We start from the raw sequence: 15,779 nt of genomic DNA, 5'->3' as shown, positions 1-15,779 counted from the left end.
GCCGGGCATCCCCGCCCGGGTGTTTGTGTCAATCCCAAGGAGCACCTCTCCATGTCGCGTATCGCGAAGGGCCTGGTTCTTACGTCCGCTGCCGCTGCGGCTGTCGCGGGCGGCGCCGGTATCGCTGCCGCCGACGCCGGCGCGGGCGGCGGCGCCGCCCACTCCCCGGGCGTCCTGTCGGGCAACGTCGTCCAGGTCCCGGTCCATGTCCCGGTCAACGTCTGCGGCAACACGGTCAACGTCATCGGGCTGCTGAACCCGGCGTTCGGCAACACCTGCGTCAACGACTGACGTCAGCGCGAGACCCGCTACCGGCCGCCCTTCCGTGGACCCGCCACGGAAGGGCGGCCGGTGCGTGTTCCCCCGAACGGGGGATCGTGGAGGTGTGTCGGACGTAAGGCCTTGCTGTGTCCCTCACCAGGCACGACGCGGCCCACGCCCCCCGCTGGCGGTAACGGTGTGCACTCGAACGGTTGCAGGGCGTGAGGATCGTTCGCACGGTGGAGGCAAGTCCCACGCACCACCGAAAGGAACACCCCATGCGTGCCCTGCCCGCACGGCGTATAGCGGTCTCCGCACTCAGCGCCACCCTTCTGCTCGGAATCGCCGGGCCGGCCGCCTCGGCCGTCGACGACTCCGCCCGTGAGCGCACCCACGCGGTGTCCGCTGCGCCCGTCCCCGGCGCGGACGCGCTGCTCGCCCAGGTCAAGTCGCTGGGCGACCTCGGCGGTGTGCTCACCCCGGTCACCGACCTGCTGAACACCGTGCTCAAGGCCGACAACGGCCAACTGTCCGCCGCGGAGGCCGAGAAGCTCGGCCAGGCCGTGAAGGACGCCATCGCCAAGGCCACGGCCGCGGCACCGGTCACGCCTCCGGTGTCGACCCCTGAACTCCCCACGACCCCGACCCTGCCGACGGTCGCCAACGGTGACGCCAAGGCGCGGGCCGCCGAACTGCCCGCCGACCTCGTCGCCGACGCCCTCGCCGGGCTGCAGAAGTCGGTCGACACCCTGCTCGCGGCCGTCACCTCCGGCAATGTGTCCGCGGTCGTGTCGGCCGTCACCGGCGTGCTGACCGGCCTGGTCAACACGGTCGCCGCGACCCTGCTCGGCGGCGGACTGCCCGCCCCGAGCCTGGCCGGACTGCCGCCGCTGCCGAGCCTGCCGAGCACGCCGAGCCTGCCGAGCACGCCGGAACTCCCCAGCACGCCGGAGCTGCCGGTCGGCGGCGGGCTGCTGCCGTAGGCGCTGTCTCCCGCGGCCGTGGTGCCGACCGATCCCCGGTCGGCACCACGGCCGCGTCATGGGGCTGTTTCACAGGGCTGATTCATATGAGGAAGCAGTCCCGGGGTTTCCGCTTCCGAACAAGGTCGTTAAGCACGGCAGTTGCCTAGGAAAGGAACACGATGAAGTCCCTGAAGGCCGCAGCCGTCGTCGCCGGTTCCCTGGTCGTCGCCGGAGCCGCCGCCCCCGCGTTCGCCGCCCACAGCCCCGCCGACCTCACGCCGACCAGCCTCAACGGCGCCGTGAACACGCTCACCAGCGGCAACATCACGCCCGACGACGCGCTGCCGCTCCAGCACCAGTCGCAGGCGCTCGACACCGAGAACAAGGACTCCGTGCTCAACACCGTCAACGGCGTCACGAGCGCGCTGAACCAGGGCGGCGGACTGCTCGGCGGACTGCCGCTCGGGGGCTGACGTCAAGCTGACAACAAGCTGACAACTCCTGTGCTTCGAGGGCCGGTTCCGTGCCGTACGGAACCGGCCCCAGGTGTTTCCCGGGGCGAAGCCCGCCGGGCTGTTCGAGGGCCCCGTAACCCTTTCGTGTGGACAGGACCCGGGGCGTCGCCCGGTCGGGTGAGCGGGGCCCCGGGGGCCGTCCGGGGCGTCGATAAGGTCGCGCGGTGACCTCAACCTCAAGCGAAAACCGCGCCTTCAGCGCCGCCGAACTCGGCACGCTCGTCGTGATGGCCTGGAGCGGCGAGGCGCCCGACGGTGACATGCCGTACCTGCTCGCCTACACCCTCGGCGACGGCACCGCGGGCCCCGAGGGCTCGACCCGGGCGGTCGAAGCGCTCCTGGAGAACAACGGACTGCCGGTCGGCGGTGAACTCGTCGACGGGGCGACCAAGCCCAGCCTCCCGGTCAGCCTGCTCGTCGAGTCCGGCCACGCCGTCGTCAGCATGACCGGCTTCAACGCCCAGTGCGCCCCGCCCCCGGAGTGGCTGGCCGCCGTCGGCGAACGCGGCTTCGCCTACTTCGTGTTCACCACCCGCCCCTGGCCCGAGGCCGAGCCCGGCCAGCCGGTCGACCCGCAGGCGCTGGCCGACTTCGCCGGGGCCACCGAGACCCTGGACGCCGCCGCCCACGTCGTACTGCCGGCCCGCAGCCTGCGCGGCTGATGACCACGGCCGCGGGACGGCCCGAACGGCGGTCCGTGGGCGCCGGGTGGGGCTTCGCCCTGCTGCTGGTGCTCACCGGCGCCGCCGGGCTGCTGGCCTCCTGGGTCATCACCCTCGACAAGTTCAAGCTGCTGGAGGACCCGGACTTCACCCCGGGATGCAGCCTGAACCCGGTGGTGTCCTGCGGCAGCGTGATGGAGAGCGATCAGGCCGAGGCCTTCGGGTTCCCCAACCCGATGCTGGGCCTGGTCGCCTACGGCATCGTCATTTGCGTCGGCGTCGGCCTGCTGGCCGGGGCCCGCTTCCCGCGCTGGTACTGGCTCTGCTTCTGGGCGGGCTGTCTGTTCGGCGTCGGGTTCGTGTCCTGGCTGCAGTTCGAGTCGCTGTACCGGATCAACGCCCTGTGCCTGTGGTGCTGTCTGGTGTGGATCGCCACCGTCATCCTCTTCTGGTACGTCACCTCCCTGCTCGTCACCCGGCAGCTGGTGCCCGCGCCGGGCTGGGCGGTGACCTTGTTCGCCGAGTTCACCTGGGTGCTGCCGGTGCTGCACCTCGGCATCGTCGGCATGCTGATCCTCACCCGCTGGTGGGACTTCTGGACGAGCTGACGTGATGTAGGTCGTACTACTGCGGCAGTCGGGGGAATTTGTGCGCTGGTGGTGATCCCGGAGTCGTTGTGCGGTGCGGATGCCGATCCATCGAACGAACCCCTGGAAGGGACCGTAGCCGAAATGAAGTCGACCACCCGAGGAACCCTTGTCGCCGTAGTCACCGGCGTGGCCGCCGCGGTCGCCGGCGCCGCACCCGCCGCCGCGGTCGGCACGGTCCCCGTCCCGGTGCCGCTGGACGGCGTGGAGAAGTCCCTCAACATGGAACTGCCGCGGATCAGCGGCGAGTTGCCCGTGCCCATGCCGGGCGCCCCCGAGGGCCCGCGGTACGTCGAGGGCCGGCTCGTCCCGGAGCGGGCCCTGCCCCAGCTCCCGGTCACCGGCGGGCTGCCCGGCCTCGACGTACGCAGCCCGCTGCCGCACCTTCTCGGCGACGAGTTCGACCACGTGGGCGTGGACGCCCCCGCCTCCGACCTGCGCACCCTGGCGCCCGGCCTGACCCTGGACGCCCCGCTCACCCCGCCGAACCCGGACAACTTCGGCCTGCCCGAGCCGAAGCTGCCGCAGGTGGGACTGCTGGCCCCGGTCCTGCAGACGGTGACCGGCGCGGACGTGGCGGCGGGACCGGGTCTGTAGGTCATTCGTTGTCGACGGTCGTGGGCCCGGGGCGTCGGACGCCGGCCGGGCCCTTCGCCTGTCCGGGGTACGGACGGTGACCGGGAGCCGGGCCCGGGGGTTACCGCTACGACAAACCAACTGGATGAGGAGCACACGATGGTCGTAGGCGTCGGTGGTGTGGCCGTGGGGGCGGAGCCGGGCGCGCGGGGGGCGAGACCCGCGGCGGCGCGCGGTGGACGGCGGGACCTGCTGCGCGGGCTGCTCGCCGCGGCCGGGGCGGTGGCGCTGGCCCCCGTGGTGGCCGCCTCCCGCCCCTCGTCCGAAGTCCGGGGCGGGGACGCACCCGGCGAACTGGCCTTCGACGAGACCTATCGCGGCCGGCACATCCGCGGCGTCGTCGGCACCGACGGCCGCACCGGGGAAGCCGAGTGGCACATCACCGTCGACGGTGTACGCCTGCATCTGATGCGCCGGGCCGACGGCACCTGGCTGACCATGATCGACCACTACCGCTCCTACGCCACCCCGCTGGAGGCCGCCCGGGCCGCGGTGGACGAACTGGGGCCGGGCCAGCGGCTGCGGGACAGCGGCAGTACACACACGGGGGACCACCATGGCGTACACGCGTAAGGACGTCACCGCGCTGACCCGCACCGAGCGGCGGCGGCTGGTGAACGCGTTCCTGGAGATCAAACGGCGCGGCGAGTACGACGAGTTCGTGCGCACGCACATCGAGTACTACGTCTCCGACGGCGAGGGCGGACTGCGTACGGCCCACATGACGCCGTCCTTCCTGCCCTGGCACCGGCAGTTCCTCCTGGAACTGGAGCGGGCCCTGCGCCGGGTGGACTCCTCGGTGACGCTGCCGTACTGGGACTGGACGAAGGACCGCAAGGCCGGGGCGGCGCCGTGGACGGAGGATCTGCTGGGCGGCAACGGGCGCATCACGGACCGGCAGGTGATGACCGGGCCGTTCGCCTACTCCTCGGGCAACTGGACGATCCGGGAGAGCATGACGGACGCCCTCTTCCTCCGTCGGGACCTCGGGCGGCGGCGCGATCCGATCGGGCTGCCGACGAGGAGCGACCTGGAGTGGGCCATGTCGGACCCGGTCTACGACAGCGCGCCGTGGGACTCCACGTCCCGCAAGGGCTTCCGCAACAAGCTGGAGGGGTGGGGCGCCGGAAGCGGTCCGGTGGCCTGGCGCAACCACAACCGGGTGCACCGCTGGGTGGGCGGGGACATGGTGGGCGGCGCGTCCGTCAACGACCCGGTGTTCTGGCTGCACCACGCCTTCGTCGACCTGTGCTGGACGCGCTGGCAGAAGCGGCACCGGAGCCACCGCTACCTCCCGGCGAAACCGCCGAAGATCGGTGACGAGCAGCGGGGCCGGATCGTGGCGCGGCACCAGAAGCTGCCGCCGTGGGATGTGACGCCGGATCAGCTGGAGGACGTGAGCGGGATCTATCGGTACGCGTGATCAGTTGCTGACGGCATGGGGAGAGCCCCGGCGCTCAGGGTGCCGGGGCTCTCGTGCGTCCCGTCCGGTTGGGGATGGCGCGGACGGGACGGACAGACGTGGTGGAGACGGGGAACGGTCTCAGTCGCCGTAGCCGTTGCCGCCGTGGCCGTGACCGCGGTCGTGGTCGCCGTTGTTGACGCAGGTGTTGCCGAAGGCCGGGTTCAGCAGGGCGATCACGTCGACGGTGTTGCCGCACAGGTTGACCGGGATGTTGACCGGGACCTGGACGACGTTGCCCGAGGCAACGCCGGGCGAGTGGGCGGCCTGGCCGTCTGCGCCCGCGTCCGCCAGGGCCATACCGGCCCCGCCGACCACCATGGCACCGGTACCGACGGCGACAGCGGCTGCCTTCGCGATGCGAGACATCACGTTCTCCTTTGACTCGGTGAGCTCGGCGGCGGCAGTTGGCGCCGCCGCACTTCCCGTTCAACGCCGCTGATCGCGCACGGTAACGGGTGTTACGGCAGTTGCCGTACAGGGGAGCCCGCGAGGTAGGCACGGATGTTCTCGACGGCCTGGCCGTAGTAGGTGCGGTAGTTGTCCTGGGAGACGTAACCGAGGTGAGGAGTGGCCAGGAGCCGCGGAGCGGTCCGCATCGGATGATCGGCGGGCAGCGGTTCGATGTCGAAGACGTCGACACCGGCACCGGCGATCCGCCCCGCGTGCAGGGCGTCGAGGAGGGCGTCCTGGTCGACGATGGCGGAGCGGGAGGTGTTGACGAGGTAGGCGGTCGGCTTGAGGAGTTCGATCTCCCGGGCCCCGACGAGCCCACGGGTCCGGTCACTGAGCGCGAGGTGAATGGAGACGAAGTCGCTGCCCGCGAGCAGGTCCTCCTTCGAACCGGCCCGCTCCACCCCCACCTCGGCCGCCCGTTCCTCGCTGAGGTTCTGACTCCAGGCACTGACCCGCATCCCGAAGGCGAGCCCGACCTGGGCGACCCGGCTGCCGATCTTCCCGAGCCCGAGCAGCCCCAGCCGGCGCCCGTGCAGATCGGCCCCGACGGTGGACTGCCAGGGCCCGCCGGAGCGCAGCGAGTTGCTCTCCTCCACGATGCCCCGGGCCAGGCCCAGCAGCAGCGCCCAGGTCAGTTCCACCGGCGGGGTGGAGGAGCTGGCCGTACCGCAGACGGTGACCCCGTGGGCCTCGGCGGCGGCGTAGTCGATGACGCTGTTGCGCATACCGGAGGCGATGAGCAGCCGCAGCCGGGGGAGCCGCTCGAACAGGGAGGCGGGAAAGGGCACCCGCTCGCGCAGGGTCACGACGATGTCGAACTCGGCGAGCGCGGCGGCGAGGGCGTCCTCACCGTCGAAGTGCACTCCGAAGGACACCACTTCGACGTCCTCGGCGATCGGCGACCAGTCGGCGAGCGTGGTCGCGACCTGCTGAAAGTCGTCGAGCACGGCGCAGCGGAGGGGCACGGGGGATCCTTTCGTGGGCTGTGGGCTGTGGGCTGTGGGCTGTGGGCTGAGGGCTGGGGGTTTGAGGGTTGGGGGCTGGGGCGTGCCGACTCTACGGGGGCCTCGCCCGGAGGGTTCTATCCGCTCAGGCCCACGACGCACCACCCGCGCCGTTCCCCTTCGGCCAGGACGTGCCGACTCTACGGGGGCCTCGCCCGGAGGGTTCTATCCGCTCAGGCCCACGACGCACCACCCGCGCCGTTCCCCTTCGGCCAGGACGTGCCCCCAGCCCGTCAGCAGGCTCGCGAACTCGTCGTAGGTGGTGATCCAGCCGGTGTCCGGGAACGATGCCCGGCCGAACGGCTCCCGCACCCCGTGGAGTTGAGGACGCACGCGCTCCCAGAGCGCGGCCAGTTCCCGTACGCGCTCCGGTGACCGTGCGAGCAGTACGCCGGGGCCGGGCTTTCCGAACAGGTCCGCATCGGTGCAGCGGTCCTCCGGCCCGAGGAGCCCGTCCAGCAACGCGTCCAGTTCGTCCCGCAGCGGAGGGTCCACCTGCTCCCGTACGTCGTCCCACCGCTCCCCGGCCCAGAAGTGCGGTTTGTAGGAGCCGAGGGTGCCGGGAAACTCGTACAGCGCGAAGCGGTCGCTGTTCGCCCCCTCGGGCCACACCCACCCCTCCTCGACGCAGGGCGCGTCGATACCCCACAGGCCGGTGTCGTCGGCGAGCAGGGTGGCGCGGAGGTGCGAGAGGCGCTCCTGCGGAGGAAACGGGGTGAACAGGGAGGGATCGGCGATGATCACGGTTATGTCGAGGCCCATGATGGGGGAGGGTAGCGAGGGGACACGACCGGGCCCCGAATCCCGGAGACCGGGTGTGCCCCCCGGAGTGAGCGGACCGGAGTGTTCAATTCGTGATCAGCGTGCTCGTTGTGGAGGACATGCAGGTGGTGAGGGCCGGACTGGTGGCCCTCCTCGACGGCGAGTTCGGCATCGAGGTCGCGGGCCAGGCGACCGACGCGGTGGAGGCTCTGCGGCTCGCCGAACGCCTCCGGCCGGATGTCGCACTGCTCGACATCGATCTGCCGGGCATGGACGGGCTGGCGCTGGCACGGGAGCTGCCGCGGCGGGTGCCGGACTGCCGCACCGTGATGCTCACGGCCATGGACAGGCCGGGCCATGTCCGTCGCGCCCTGGACGCGGGCGCGTCGGGCTATCTGCTGAAGAGCGTCTCGCCCCGCGTGCTGGCGGAGGCGGTGCGGACGGCGGTCGCCGGAGGGCGGGTGATCGAGCCGCCCGAGCTGGCCGAGGAACTGGGCTCGCCGAGTCCTCTGACGCCGGCCGAGGCCGAGGTGCTCCGGATGGCCGCGGGCGGGGCGGACGCCAGGGCCATCGCGGCGGAACTGTTCTTCAGTGTGGGCACGGTGCGCAACCGGCTGTCCGCCGCGGTGGGCAAGCTACACGCACGCACTCTCGTGGACGCGGTCCGTATCGCCGAGCGCCACGGGTGGATCTAGCGGAAGCTCGGCGGTCAGTACGAAGTGCCCACCGCTGACCTCCGTACGCAGGACGCCGCTCAGGGCCAGGGTGCGCAGCCTCAGGCTCTCCAGACCACTGCCCGTCCGGGTCTCCCGCACCGCGGAGCGCAGGCCGTCGTTGTCGACGGACAGCCGGATCGTGCTGTCCGAAGCCGTCACCTCGATCTCGCACCGGGTCGCCTGGCTGTGCTGGACGACATTGCTGACGGCCTCCCGCAGCACGGCGCTCAGGCAGCCGCTCACCGCTCCGGGGAGGGTCAGCTGCGGCGGCAGAGTGGTGCGGCTGACCACGCCGGCGCTGGACAGCAGGCGCTGGGCGTGGGCGAGTTCCGAGTGGAGCTGGGAGGACTCGCGCGCACTGGTGATGCTGCGCACCTCGCCGTGGGCCCGCCGGGCGAGCGAGGCGATCTCGCTCAGCGCCTCGTACGCGGGGGTGGAGCGCGGGGTGCGGCGCAGGGCGCTCTCGCTCTGCACGGCTATGGACACCAGTGAGGAGCCGATCAGGTCGTGCAGATTCCGGGCGATGCGGGTGCGCTCGCGGTACTCGGCGAGGCGCGCGGCCTGGGCCTGCGAGGCCTGGAGGCGGGCGGCCAGGAGGGAGAGGTGCACCACCGCGTACACGGCGCTCCCCGTGATCAGCGTGGACGCGAGCACGCTCATGCTGCTGCGGTTCGCCTCCACCAGGCTGCTGTGCACCAGCGCGGGACCGCTGGCGACGACGGCGAGCGCGATCACCACGGAGGCCGGGCGGGGCACGGTGAGCAGGACGGCGCCGGCCAGGAAGCCCAGCAGGCTCAGCCAGCGGTGCTCGAAGACGAGGACCGGCAGATAGGTGAGCAGTGTCTGGAGGCCCAGCAGCACCCAGCGCCACCGGTAGGGAAGACGGTAGGGCGGTGGCGCGTACTGCCCCAGCAGCACGGCCGGGAGAAGGAGCAGCAGGATGATCCCGGTGATCAGCGTTCTTCTGCTCAGGGGTTGAGCCAGGACATCCGCGGCCACCAGCGTGAGCGAGCCGACGACCAGGAGGGCGACGGTGGCGAACGCGACCTTGTTCGCGGTGGTCAGGTATGCCCGGCGAAACACTGTTCTCCTTTCTCAGGTCTGTCCCGTGTGCGGGCAGACTTCCCCCACTACATGAGCATTCAGAGAGGCGGCAGGTTGCTTCGGAGACCGATGAAGATCTCACTTTTTTGATGATCTTGAGCGTGATCGGATCGGGCGCCCGTATGTTCTGAACTCTTCAAGGGATGCCTGTTCGATGAACCACGACGTACCCCCGCCGCGGGACTGGGAGGGCTGTGAACCGGTCCTCCAACGCCACAGACGGGGTCTGTCGCAGATCGCTGTGGTCGCCGCCATGCTGCTTGTCTCGGAGGCCGCGCTCCTGGTCGGCGACACGGGTGAGGCCGTGGCGCGCAACCTTTCCGGGCAGCGGCAGCAGCCGGAGGCCGCCGCGCCGAAGAAGCCCGGCGTCCGCGAGGCCGAGGACATCCCCTCGGCCCGAGTCGCTGCCCGGCTGTCCGGTCACCGTGTGGAGGCGCTGAGCGAACGCACCGAGACCTCGACGACCTGGGTGAACAAGGACGGCAGTCTGACCACGGAGATGGCCGCGGGGCCGGTCCGGTTCCAGGAGGACGGCCGGTGGACCGACGTCGATGTCGAGCTCCGCGAGGTCGCGGGCGGGGTCGAGCCCAAGGCCCATCCGGGCGGGCTGCGTCTCGCGGGCAAGTCGGGAACCCCGGCGAAGTCCCTGCGGGCGGCGCGCGAGGCGAAGGCCACCGATCTGGTCACCCTCGGCGAGGGTGACCGGCAGATCACGCTCCAGTGGAAGGGTGGGCTGCCGAAGCCGAAGCTGGACGGCACGCGCGCCGAGTACGTCAACGCGGTGCCCGGCGCGGACGTGGTCGTGGAGGCCACGCGTACCGGTTTCGAGCAGTTCGTCGAGATCAAGCAGCGTCCCGACACGGAGGGCTACTCCTACACGCTGCCGCTGAAGGCCAAGGGTCTGAAGGTCAAGCAGCTCAAGGACGGCAGCCTGCTCTTCACGGACAAGAAGAGCAAGAAGCGGGCCGTGATGCCGGCGCCGGTCATGTGGGACGCGACGGTCGACAAACGGTCGGGCGAGCACACCAACCGGGCCAAGGTCGGCCTGAAGGTCGTAAAGAATCGTTCCTCCGTCGACCTGGTCATCACCCCGGACGCGAAGTTCCTGGCGGCCCCGGACACCCAGTACCCGGTGACCGTCGACCCGTCCACCTCGTCGCTGTCGAACGTCTTCGACACCTACGTGCAGCAGGGCGAGACGGTCGACTGGTCCGCCGACACCGAGCTGGACCTCGGCAACCCCGGCACCACGAACTCCAACGGCACCCCGCGCACGGCCCGCTCCTTCATCTCCTGGAACACCACGCCCATCCAGGACGCGCTGGTCCTCGACGCCAAGCTGTCGCTGTGGAACTTCCACTCGGGCAACACCGACTGCAAGGCCTACCCGTGGGAGGTGTGGTCGACCGGCGCCGCCTCGACCTCGTCGCGCTGGACCTCGCAGCCGGCCTGGACGGCGAAGAAGGCCACCTCCACCGAGACCAAGGGCAACCCCGGCTGCACCTCGCAGCCGGACGGCTGGATCAACGCCAACGTCACCACGCTGGTGCAGGAGTGGGCCTCCGCCAAGGCCGCCCGCGGACACATGGGCCTGCGCGCCTCCAGCGAGACCGTGGTCGCCCAGTGGAAGCGGGTCAACTCCGCCAACGCGGCCTCCAACCCGCCGAAGCTGGTGGTGAAGTACAACTACCGGCCGCGCACCGGCACCAAGCAGGAGGCCGGCCCGCCGTACTTCTCCTACAGCGGCTCCTACGTGGTCAACACCACGACGCCCACGCTGCGGGACACCTTCGTCGACGCCGACGGTGACAAGGTCAACGGCACCTTCCAGATCTACGACAGCGCCACCGACAAGCAGGTCGGTGACGTCCTCGTCTCGAAGTACGTGCCCTCCGGGCAGGTCGCCTCGGTGACCGTGCCGTCGGGGGTGCTGGCCAACGGCAAGACGTACAAGTTCCGTACCTCGCCGTACGACGGGACCCACTACAACAACGGCTGGTCGGCCTGGAAGACCTTCACCGTCGACACCAAGGCCCCGTCCGCCCCGGCGAAGATCGTCTCCACGGACTACCCGTCCGACAAGTGGGTCAGGGGTGCGGGCCAGGCCGGCACCTTCACCGTCACCCCGCCCGGCTCCGACCACAACTGGCTGGAGTGGTCCCTGGACGGCGTGACCTGGACCAAGGTCACCACCGGCGGCTCCACCGCCGACAAGGCCATCTCCGTCGCCCCGCCGAAGGACGGCACGCACACCCTTCAGGTGCGGGCCGTGGACAAGGCGGACAACAAGTCCGAGGCCATCGAGTACACCTTCCACGCCGGACCCGGCGGCTTCGTACAGCCCTCCGACGGGGAGCGCACCGCACGCCGACTGCCGCTGGTCGCCGAGGCCGACCCCGGCAAGTACGACAAGGTCTCCTTCTCCTGGCGCCGCTCCGAGGCCGACGACTGGGCCAGGATCCCGGCCGGGGACGTCACCTTGGGCGGCGACCCGGTCGGTGCCTGGCCGGTCCCCCTCACCAACGGCAAGAACAGCCCCCTGGTGTGGAACGCCGCCAAGACCGTCGACCCCGACGGCACCGTGCAGATCAAGGCCGACTTCACCGGCCCCGGCGGCGCCTCCGGCAGCACCGAGCCGCTGACCGCGGTCGTCGACCGCAACGCCGAAGGCGCGGCGAGCGACGAGGTCGGGCCGGGCAGCGTGAACCTGCTGACCGGTGACTACACGCTGTCGGCCACCGACGCCTCCGCGTTCGACCTGTCCGTCTCCCGCACCGCGTCCTCGCGCGTCCCGGACAAGGGCGCCAAGCAGGAGGGCCAGGCGCCGATCTTCGGCAAGGAGTGGGTCGCCGGCACCGCCGCCGAGATGACGGACTCGGACTTCAGCCACATCCGCAGGATCTCCGACACCGCTGTCGCCGTCGTCGACGCCGAGGGCGAGGAGACCCACTTCACGGCGAACGCGGCCAAGACGGCGTGGGTGCCCGAGCCGGGCTCGGAGGACCTGACCCTCAAGGGCAGCGTGAGCGGCAGCTTCACGCTCTCCGACACCGAGGGCACGGTCACCGAGTTCACCAAGCCCGACGCGGCCGCCCCCACCTGGCAGGTCTCCAGCACCCTGCTGGACGGGCTGTCGAACACCACGACCACCGTGGTCTCCGAGACGGTGACGGTGGACGGCAAGAAGCTGGCCCGCCCCAAGCGGATCATCGCGCCCACGTCGGCCGCGACCGCCGCCGCCTGCACCTCGGACCCCGCCACGAAGGGCTGCCGGGTGCTGGAGTTCGGGTACGCGACCTCCACCACGGCCACCGCGGACGCCTTCGGTGATGTCAGCGGCCAGGTGAAGGAGGTCCGCCTGTGGGCCACCGAGCCCGGCGCGTCCGCGGCCACCTCGAAGACCGTGCAGGTGTACCGGTACGACAACGACGGCCGGCTGCGCCAGGTCTGGAACCCGCAGATCAGCCCCGCCCTGAAGACCGAGTACGCCTACGACGGCGCGGGCCGGGTCACGAAGTTCACCCCGGCCGGTGAACTGCCCTGGACCTTCACCTACGGCAAGGCGGGAGGCGCCGCCACCGCCGGCGACGGGATGCTGCTCGGGGCGTCCCGGCCCGGACTGAAGCGGGGCACCACCGACGTCCAGGAGGGCACGGCCGCCACCGGCGTCGTCTACGACGTCCCGCTGACCGGCACCAGCGCCCCGTACAAGATGGGCGCCGCCGATGTGCGGGCCTGGGGCCAGCTCGACGCCCCGACCGACGCCACCGCCGTCCTTCCGGCCGACGCGGTCCCGGCGTCCCACTCCGGCGACGCGCTGTCGGCGGCCGACTACAGGCGGGCCCAGGTGCACTACCTCGGGGTGTCCGGCCGCGAGGTCAACTCCGCCACCCCCGGCGGGCACATCACCACCACCGAGTACGACCGGTTCGGCAACACGGTCCGTGAGCTGACCGCCGCCAACCGCGCCGTCGCCCTCGGTCTGACCGACGCCGACAAGGACACCCAGGCCGACCTCGGCATCACCCGGCTCACCGCCGCCGAGCGGGCCGACCTGCTGGCCACACGCTCCGTCTACAACGACACCGGCACCCGTGAGCTGGAGGAGTTCGGGCCGCTGCACCGCATCGACCTGACCGCCGACCTGAAGCAGGGCTCCACCACCCTCGTGCCCTCCGGCACTTCGGTCACCGCCCGCAGCTGGAAGGTCAACCAGTACGACGCCGGCCGGCCGACCGACGGCACCGCCAAGGTCAAGGACCAGATCACCAGGAGCACGGTCGGTGCCCAGGTGCGTGAGCACCCCTCCGTCCACGGCGAGACCCGAGTGACCCAGACGGTCTACGACTGGGCCAAGGGCCAGCCTGCGCAGACCATTCAGGACCCCGGCGGTCTGGCCATCACGACCAAGACCGAGTACGACGCGCAGGGCCGCATCGTCAAGCAGCTCCTGCCCGGCGCCAACGGCTCCGACGCGGGCACGCGCGTGACGACCTACTGGTCCGCGACGGGCTCCGGCCCGTGCGCCGGGCGTCCCGAGTGGGCCGACCTGGTCTGCTCGGTCACGGCGGGCGGCGCGATCACCGGCGGCGGCTCCAACCCGACCGGGCTGCCCACGACCGTCACCGAGTACGACTGGTGGGGCAACCCGAACAAGGTCACCGAGACCGCCAACGGCGTGACCCGGACCACCACCACCTCGTACGACGACGCGGGCCGGCAGACCAAGGTCGCCGTCACCGGCGGCGTCGGCCCCGCGGTCCCCGCGTCGACCACCGAGTACGACCCGGCCAACGGCCAGGCGGTGAGGACCACCTCGCCCACCGGCGGCACCATCACCAAGGTGTTCGACAAGCTCGGTCGGCAGGTCTCCTACACCGACGCCGACGGCGGAACCACCACGACCGAGTACGACCTGCTGAACCGCCCGGTCAAGGTCACGGACACCGTCCCGTCGACCGTCACCTACACCTACGACCACACGGCCGAACCGCGCGGTCTGGCGACCAGTACCACCGACTCGGTGGCCGGTACCTTCAGGGCCACCTACGACGCGGACGGCTCGGTCGCCACCGAGAAGCTGCCCGGCGGCTACACCCTCACCCTCACCGAGGACACCACCGGGTCCGCCGTCGAGCGCACCTACCGGCGCGACAGCGACGGCACGATCGTCTACTCCGACACCGTGACCGAGTCCGTCCACGGGCAGGTCGCGAGCCACGCGGGCTGGTCGGACCAGACGTACCGCTACGACGCGATCGGGCGCCTGACCACCGTCGAGGACACCTCCGAGACGGTGTGCACCCGCCGTTCGTACACCTTCGACGCGCGCACCAACCGCAAGTCCCTGACCACCGCGGCCGGCACTCCGGGTGCCGACTGCCCGACCGGGGGAGGCACCACCACCAACCACACCTACGACAGCGCCGACCGGATCGTCGACTCCGGCTACACCTACGACGCCTTCGGCCGCACCACCGCGGTTCCGGGGCAGGGCACGGTCGGCTACTACGCCAACGACCTGGCGTACCAGCAGACCGCCGGCGGCAAGCGCCAGACCTGGCAGCTGGACTCCGCCCTGCGCTTCCGCTCCTGGACGGTCGAGACCGGCAGCGGCAGCAACTGGACGCAGACCGCGTCCAAGCTGAACCACTACGACAGCGACGGCGACAACCCGCGCTGGATCGTGGAGAACACCGCCACCGGCGCGCTCACCCGCAACGTGGACTCCGCGTCCGGTGATCTCGCCGCGACCACCACGAAGACCGGCGACACGGTGCTGCACCTGTCCAACATCCACGGCGACGTGGCCCTCCAGCTCCCGCTGGACACCGCCAAGGCTCCCGTCGCGCTCGACACGGACGAGTACGGCAACCAGCGGGTGAGCGGGACGGCGGCCCGGTACGGCTGGCTCGGCGCCAAGCAGCGGTCCAGTGACACGCTCACCGGTCTGACGCTGATGGGCGTACGGCTCTACAACCCCGCCACCGGCCGCTTCCTGTCCATGGACCCGGTCCACGGCGGCAGCGCCAACGCCTACGACTACGTCTACGCGGACCCGCTGAACCGCTACGACCTCGACGGCAAGTGGTGGAGCTGGAAGAAGGTCAAGCGGGCCGCCCGCCGGGCCGTCCGACACGTCCGCAGGAACTGGCGTACCTACGCCGGATACGGCGCGACCGCCGCGTGCATCGTCGCTTCGGCGGGCACGTGTGCGGTCGCGAGTGTGGCGGTGTTCGCGGCGACGGCCGTGGCTGACGGCCGAGGCGGCAGGTGGCGGACCCGCAGCTACTGGAGGTCCCAGGCCAAGTCCGCGGCCTGGACCGCGGTGGGCGTCGGCGCCGGTCGCTTCGCGGCGGGCTCGTGGTGGAAGTCCAGCCGAGGCTTCAGCCGAGGAGGCCGCCACAGCGGGGCCCGGCACCGTAAGCGGGTCTCCTACCGCCGCACGGCCGTCAACTATGCGGGCAATGCCTGGACGGGCACACTCACCTGCGGCATGAGCTGGAAGATGAAGTACTGCTAGGCGACTGTCGCCGATGCCGGGGTGCCGCGTCCAGGACGCGGCACCCCGGAACATATGGAGAACAAG

At 71.1% G+C, this 15,779-nt stretch carries 14 protein-coding genes; 10 read left to right on the top strand and 4 right to left on the bottom strand.

Annotation, left to right across the window (positions count from 1 at the left end; translation table 11 throughout):
• The first annotated feature begins 51 nt into the window (after positions 1-51).
• The 8 genes from ACZ7L7_RS04570 to ACZ7L7_RS04535 all read left to right on the top strand — a co-directional run bounded on the left by ACZ7L7_RS04570 (position 52) and on the right by ACZ7L7_RS04535 (position 5,109).
• The gene (locus tag ACZ7L7_RS04570) at positions 52-291 is read left to right on the top strand and encodes a chaplin (RefSeq protein WP_093722222.1); all 240 of its coding nucleotides are present in this window, start codon (positions 52-54) and stop codon (positions 289-291) included.
• Positions 292-539: 248 nt separating this feature from the next.
• Entirely contained in the window at positions 540-1,244 is a 705-nt protein-coding gene (locus tag ACZ7L7_RS04565) for a hypothetical protein (protein WP_472074743.1), read from the top strand.
• A 161-nt stretch (positions 1,245-1,405) separates the two neighbouring features.
• A complete protein-coding gene (locus ACZ7L7_RS04560) occupies positions 1,406-1,699 on the top strand; it encodes a hypothetical protein (protein WP_285511008.1) in 294 nt (97 codons plus the stop codon).
• 206 nt (positions 1,700-1,905) lie between these two features.
• Entirely contained in the window at positions 1,906-2,403 is a 498-nt protein-coding gene (locus ACZ7L7_RS04555) for a DUF5949 family protein (RefSeq protein ID WP_472074741.1), read from the top strand.
• Positions 2,403-3,011: a vitamin K epoxide reductase family protein gene (locus ACZ7L7_RS04550; protein WP_472074739.1), complete on the top strand. Its 609-nt coding sequence runs from the start codon at positions 2,403-2,405 to the stop codon at positions 3,009-3,011. The genes ACZ7L7_RS04555 and ACZ7L7_RS04550 overlap by 1 nt, the downstream gene beginning before the upstream one ends.
• A 123-nt stretch (positions 3,012-3,134) precedes the next feature.
• Positions 3,135-3,647, top strand: a complete 513-nt coding sequence (locus tag ACZ7L7_RS04545; protein ID WP_472074737.1) for a hypothetical protein — start codon at positions 3,135-3,137, stop codon at positions 3,645-3,647.
• A gap of 138 nt (positions 3,648-3,785) precedes the next feature.
• Positions 3,786-4,259 carry a tyrosinase family oxidase copper chaperone gene (locus ACZ7L7_RS04540; RefSeq protein WP_285431624.1) on the top strand — a complete coding sequence of 158 codons (474 nt, stop codon included), beginning with the start codon at positions 3,786-3,788 and terminating at the stop codon, positions 4,257-4,259.
• Positions 4,243-5,109 carry a tyrosinase family protein gene (locus ACZ7L7_RS04535; RefSeq protein ID WP_285511013.1) on the top strand — a complete coding sequence of 289 codons (867 nt, stop codon included), beginning with the start codon at positions 4,243-4,245 and terminating at the stop codon, positions 5,107-5,109. The genes ACZ7L7_RS04540 and ACZ7L7_RS04535 overlap by 17 nt, the downstream gene beginning before the upstream one ends.
• Before the next feature lie 120 nt (positions 5,110-5,229).
• Here the strand turns inward: ACZ7L7_RS04535 and ACZ7L7_RS04530 are convergent, their stop codons facing one another.
• From ACZ7L7_RS04530 to ACZ7L7_RS04520, 3 genes are all read right to left on the bottom strand, one after another.
• Positions 5,230-5,517 (bottom strand): chaplin, encoded by a 288-nt coding sequence (locus ACZ7L7_RS04530; RefSeq protein WP_285511014.1) that lies wholly within the window; start codon positions 5,515-5,517, stop codon positions 5,230-5,232.
• Positions 5,518-5,609: 92 nt separating this feature from the next.
• A complete protein-coding gene (locus tag ACZ7L7_RS04525; RefSeq protein WP_472074735.1) occupies positions 5,610-6,569 on the bottom strand; it encodes a D-2-hydroxyacid dehydrogenase family protein in 960 nt (319 codons plus the stop codon).
• 204 nt (positions 6,570-6,773) lie between these two features.
• Positions 6,774-7,370, bottom strand: a complete 597-nt coding sequence (locus tag ACZ7L7_RS04520; protein ID WP_285511016.1) for a hypothetical protein — start codon at positions 7,368-7,370, stop codon at positions 6,774-6,776.
• A gap of 92 nt (positions 7,371-7,462) precedes the next feature.
• Here ACZ7L7_RS04520 and ACZ7L7_RS04515 point away from each other — a divergent pair, with 92 nt between their 5' ends.
• Positions 7,463-8,065, top strand: a complete 603-nt coding sequence (locus tag ACZ7L7_RS04515) for a response regulator transcription factor (protein WP_285511017.1) — start codon at positions 7,463-7,465, stop codon at positions 8,063-8,065.
• Here the strand turns inward: ACZ7L7_RS04515 and ACZ7L7_RS04510 are convergent.
• Positions 8,006-9,169, bottom strand: a complete 1,164-nt coding sequence (locus ACZ7L7_RS04510; protein ID WP_285511018.1) for a sensor histidine kinase — start codon at positions 9,167-9,169, stop codon at positions 8,006-8,008. The genes ACZ7L7_RS04515 and ACZ7L7_RS04510 overlap by 60 nt on opposite strands.
• A gap of 274 nt (positions 9,170-9,443) precedes the next feature.
• Here ACZ7L7_RS04510 and ACZ7L7_RS04505 point away from each other — a divergent pair, with 274 nt between their 5' ends.
• Positions 9,444-15,713, top strand: coding sequence for a DNRLRE domain-containing protein (locus ACZ7L7_RS04505; RefSeq protein ID WP_472075097.1), 6,270 nt, complete (start codon positions 9,444-9,446; stop codon positions 15,711-15,713).
• Positions 15,714-15,779 lie beyond the last annotated feature (66 nt).

The organism is Streptomyces sp. NPDC110618 (assembly GCF_055657065.1).
Note: the sequence above shows the minus strand (reverse complement) of the source record. Positions and strands in the feature narration are given on the sequence as shown.

What these genes read in the sequence shown, in the direction of transcription:
- ACZ7L7_RS04520 (WP_285511016.1), bottom strand. Translation starts at nt 7,370, where the DNA reads ATGGGCCTCGACATAACCGTGATCATCGCCGATCCCTCCCTGTTCACC.
- ACZ7L7_RS04530 (WP_285511014.1), bottom strand. Translation starts at nt 5,517, where the DNA reads ATGTCTCGCATCGCGAAGGCAGCCGCTGTCGCCGTCGGTACCGGTGCC.
- ACZ7L7_RS04565 (WP_472074743.1), top strand. Translation starts at nt 540, where the DNA reads ATGCGTGCCCTGCCCGCACGGCGTATAGCGGTCTCCGCACTCAGCGCC.
- ACZ7L7_RS04540 (WP_285431624.1), top strand. Translation starts at nt 3,786, where the DNA reads ATGGTCGTAGGCGTCGGTGGTGTGGCCGTGGGGGCGGAGCCGGGCGCG.
- ACZ7L7_RS04505 (WP_472075097.1), top strand. Translation starts at nt 9,444, where the DNA reads ATGCTGCTTGTCTCGGAGGCCGCGCTCCTGGTCGGCGACACGGGTGAG.
- ACZ7L7_RS04560 (WP_285511008.1), top strand. Translation starts at nt 1,406, where the DNA reads ATGAAGTCCCTGAAGGCCGCAGCCGTCGTCGCCGGTTCCCTGGTCGTC.
- ACZ7L7_RS04545 (WP_472074737.1), top strand. Translation starts at nt 3,135, where the DNA reads ATGAAGTCGACCACCCGAGGAACCCTTGTCGCCGTAGTCACCGGCGTG.
- ACZ7L7_RS04535 (WP_285511013.1), top strand. Translation starts at nt 4,243, where the DNA reads ATGGCGTACACGCGTAAGGACGTCACCGCGCTGACCCGCACCGAGCGG.
- ACZ7L7_RS04570 (WP_093722222.1), top strand. Translation starts at nt 52, where the DNA reads ATGTCGCGTATCGCGAAGGGCCTGGTTCTTACGTCCGCTGCCGCTGCG.
- ACZ7L7_RS04550 (WP_472074739.1), top strand. Translation starts at nt 2,403, where the DNA reads ATGACCACGGCCGCGGGACGGCCCGAACGGCGGTCCGTGGGCGCCGGG.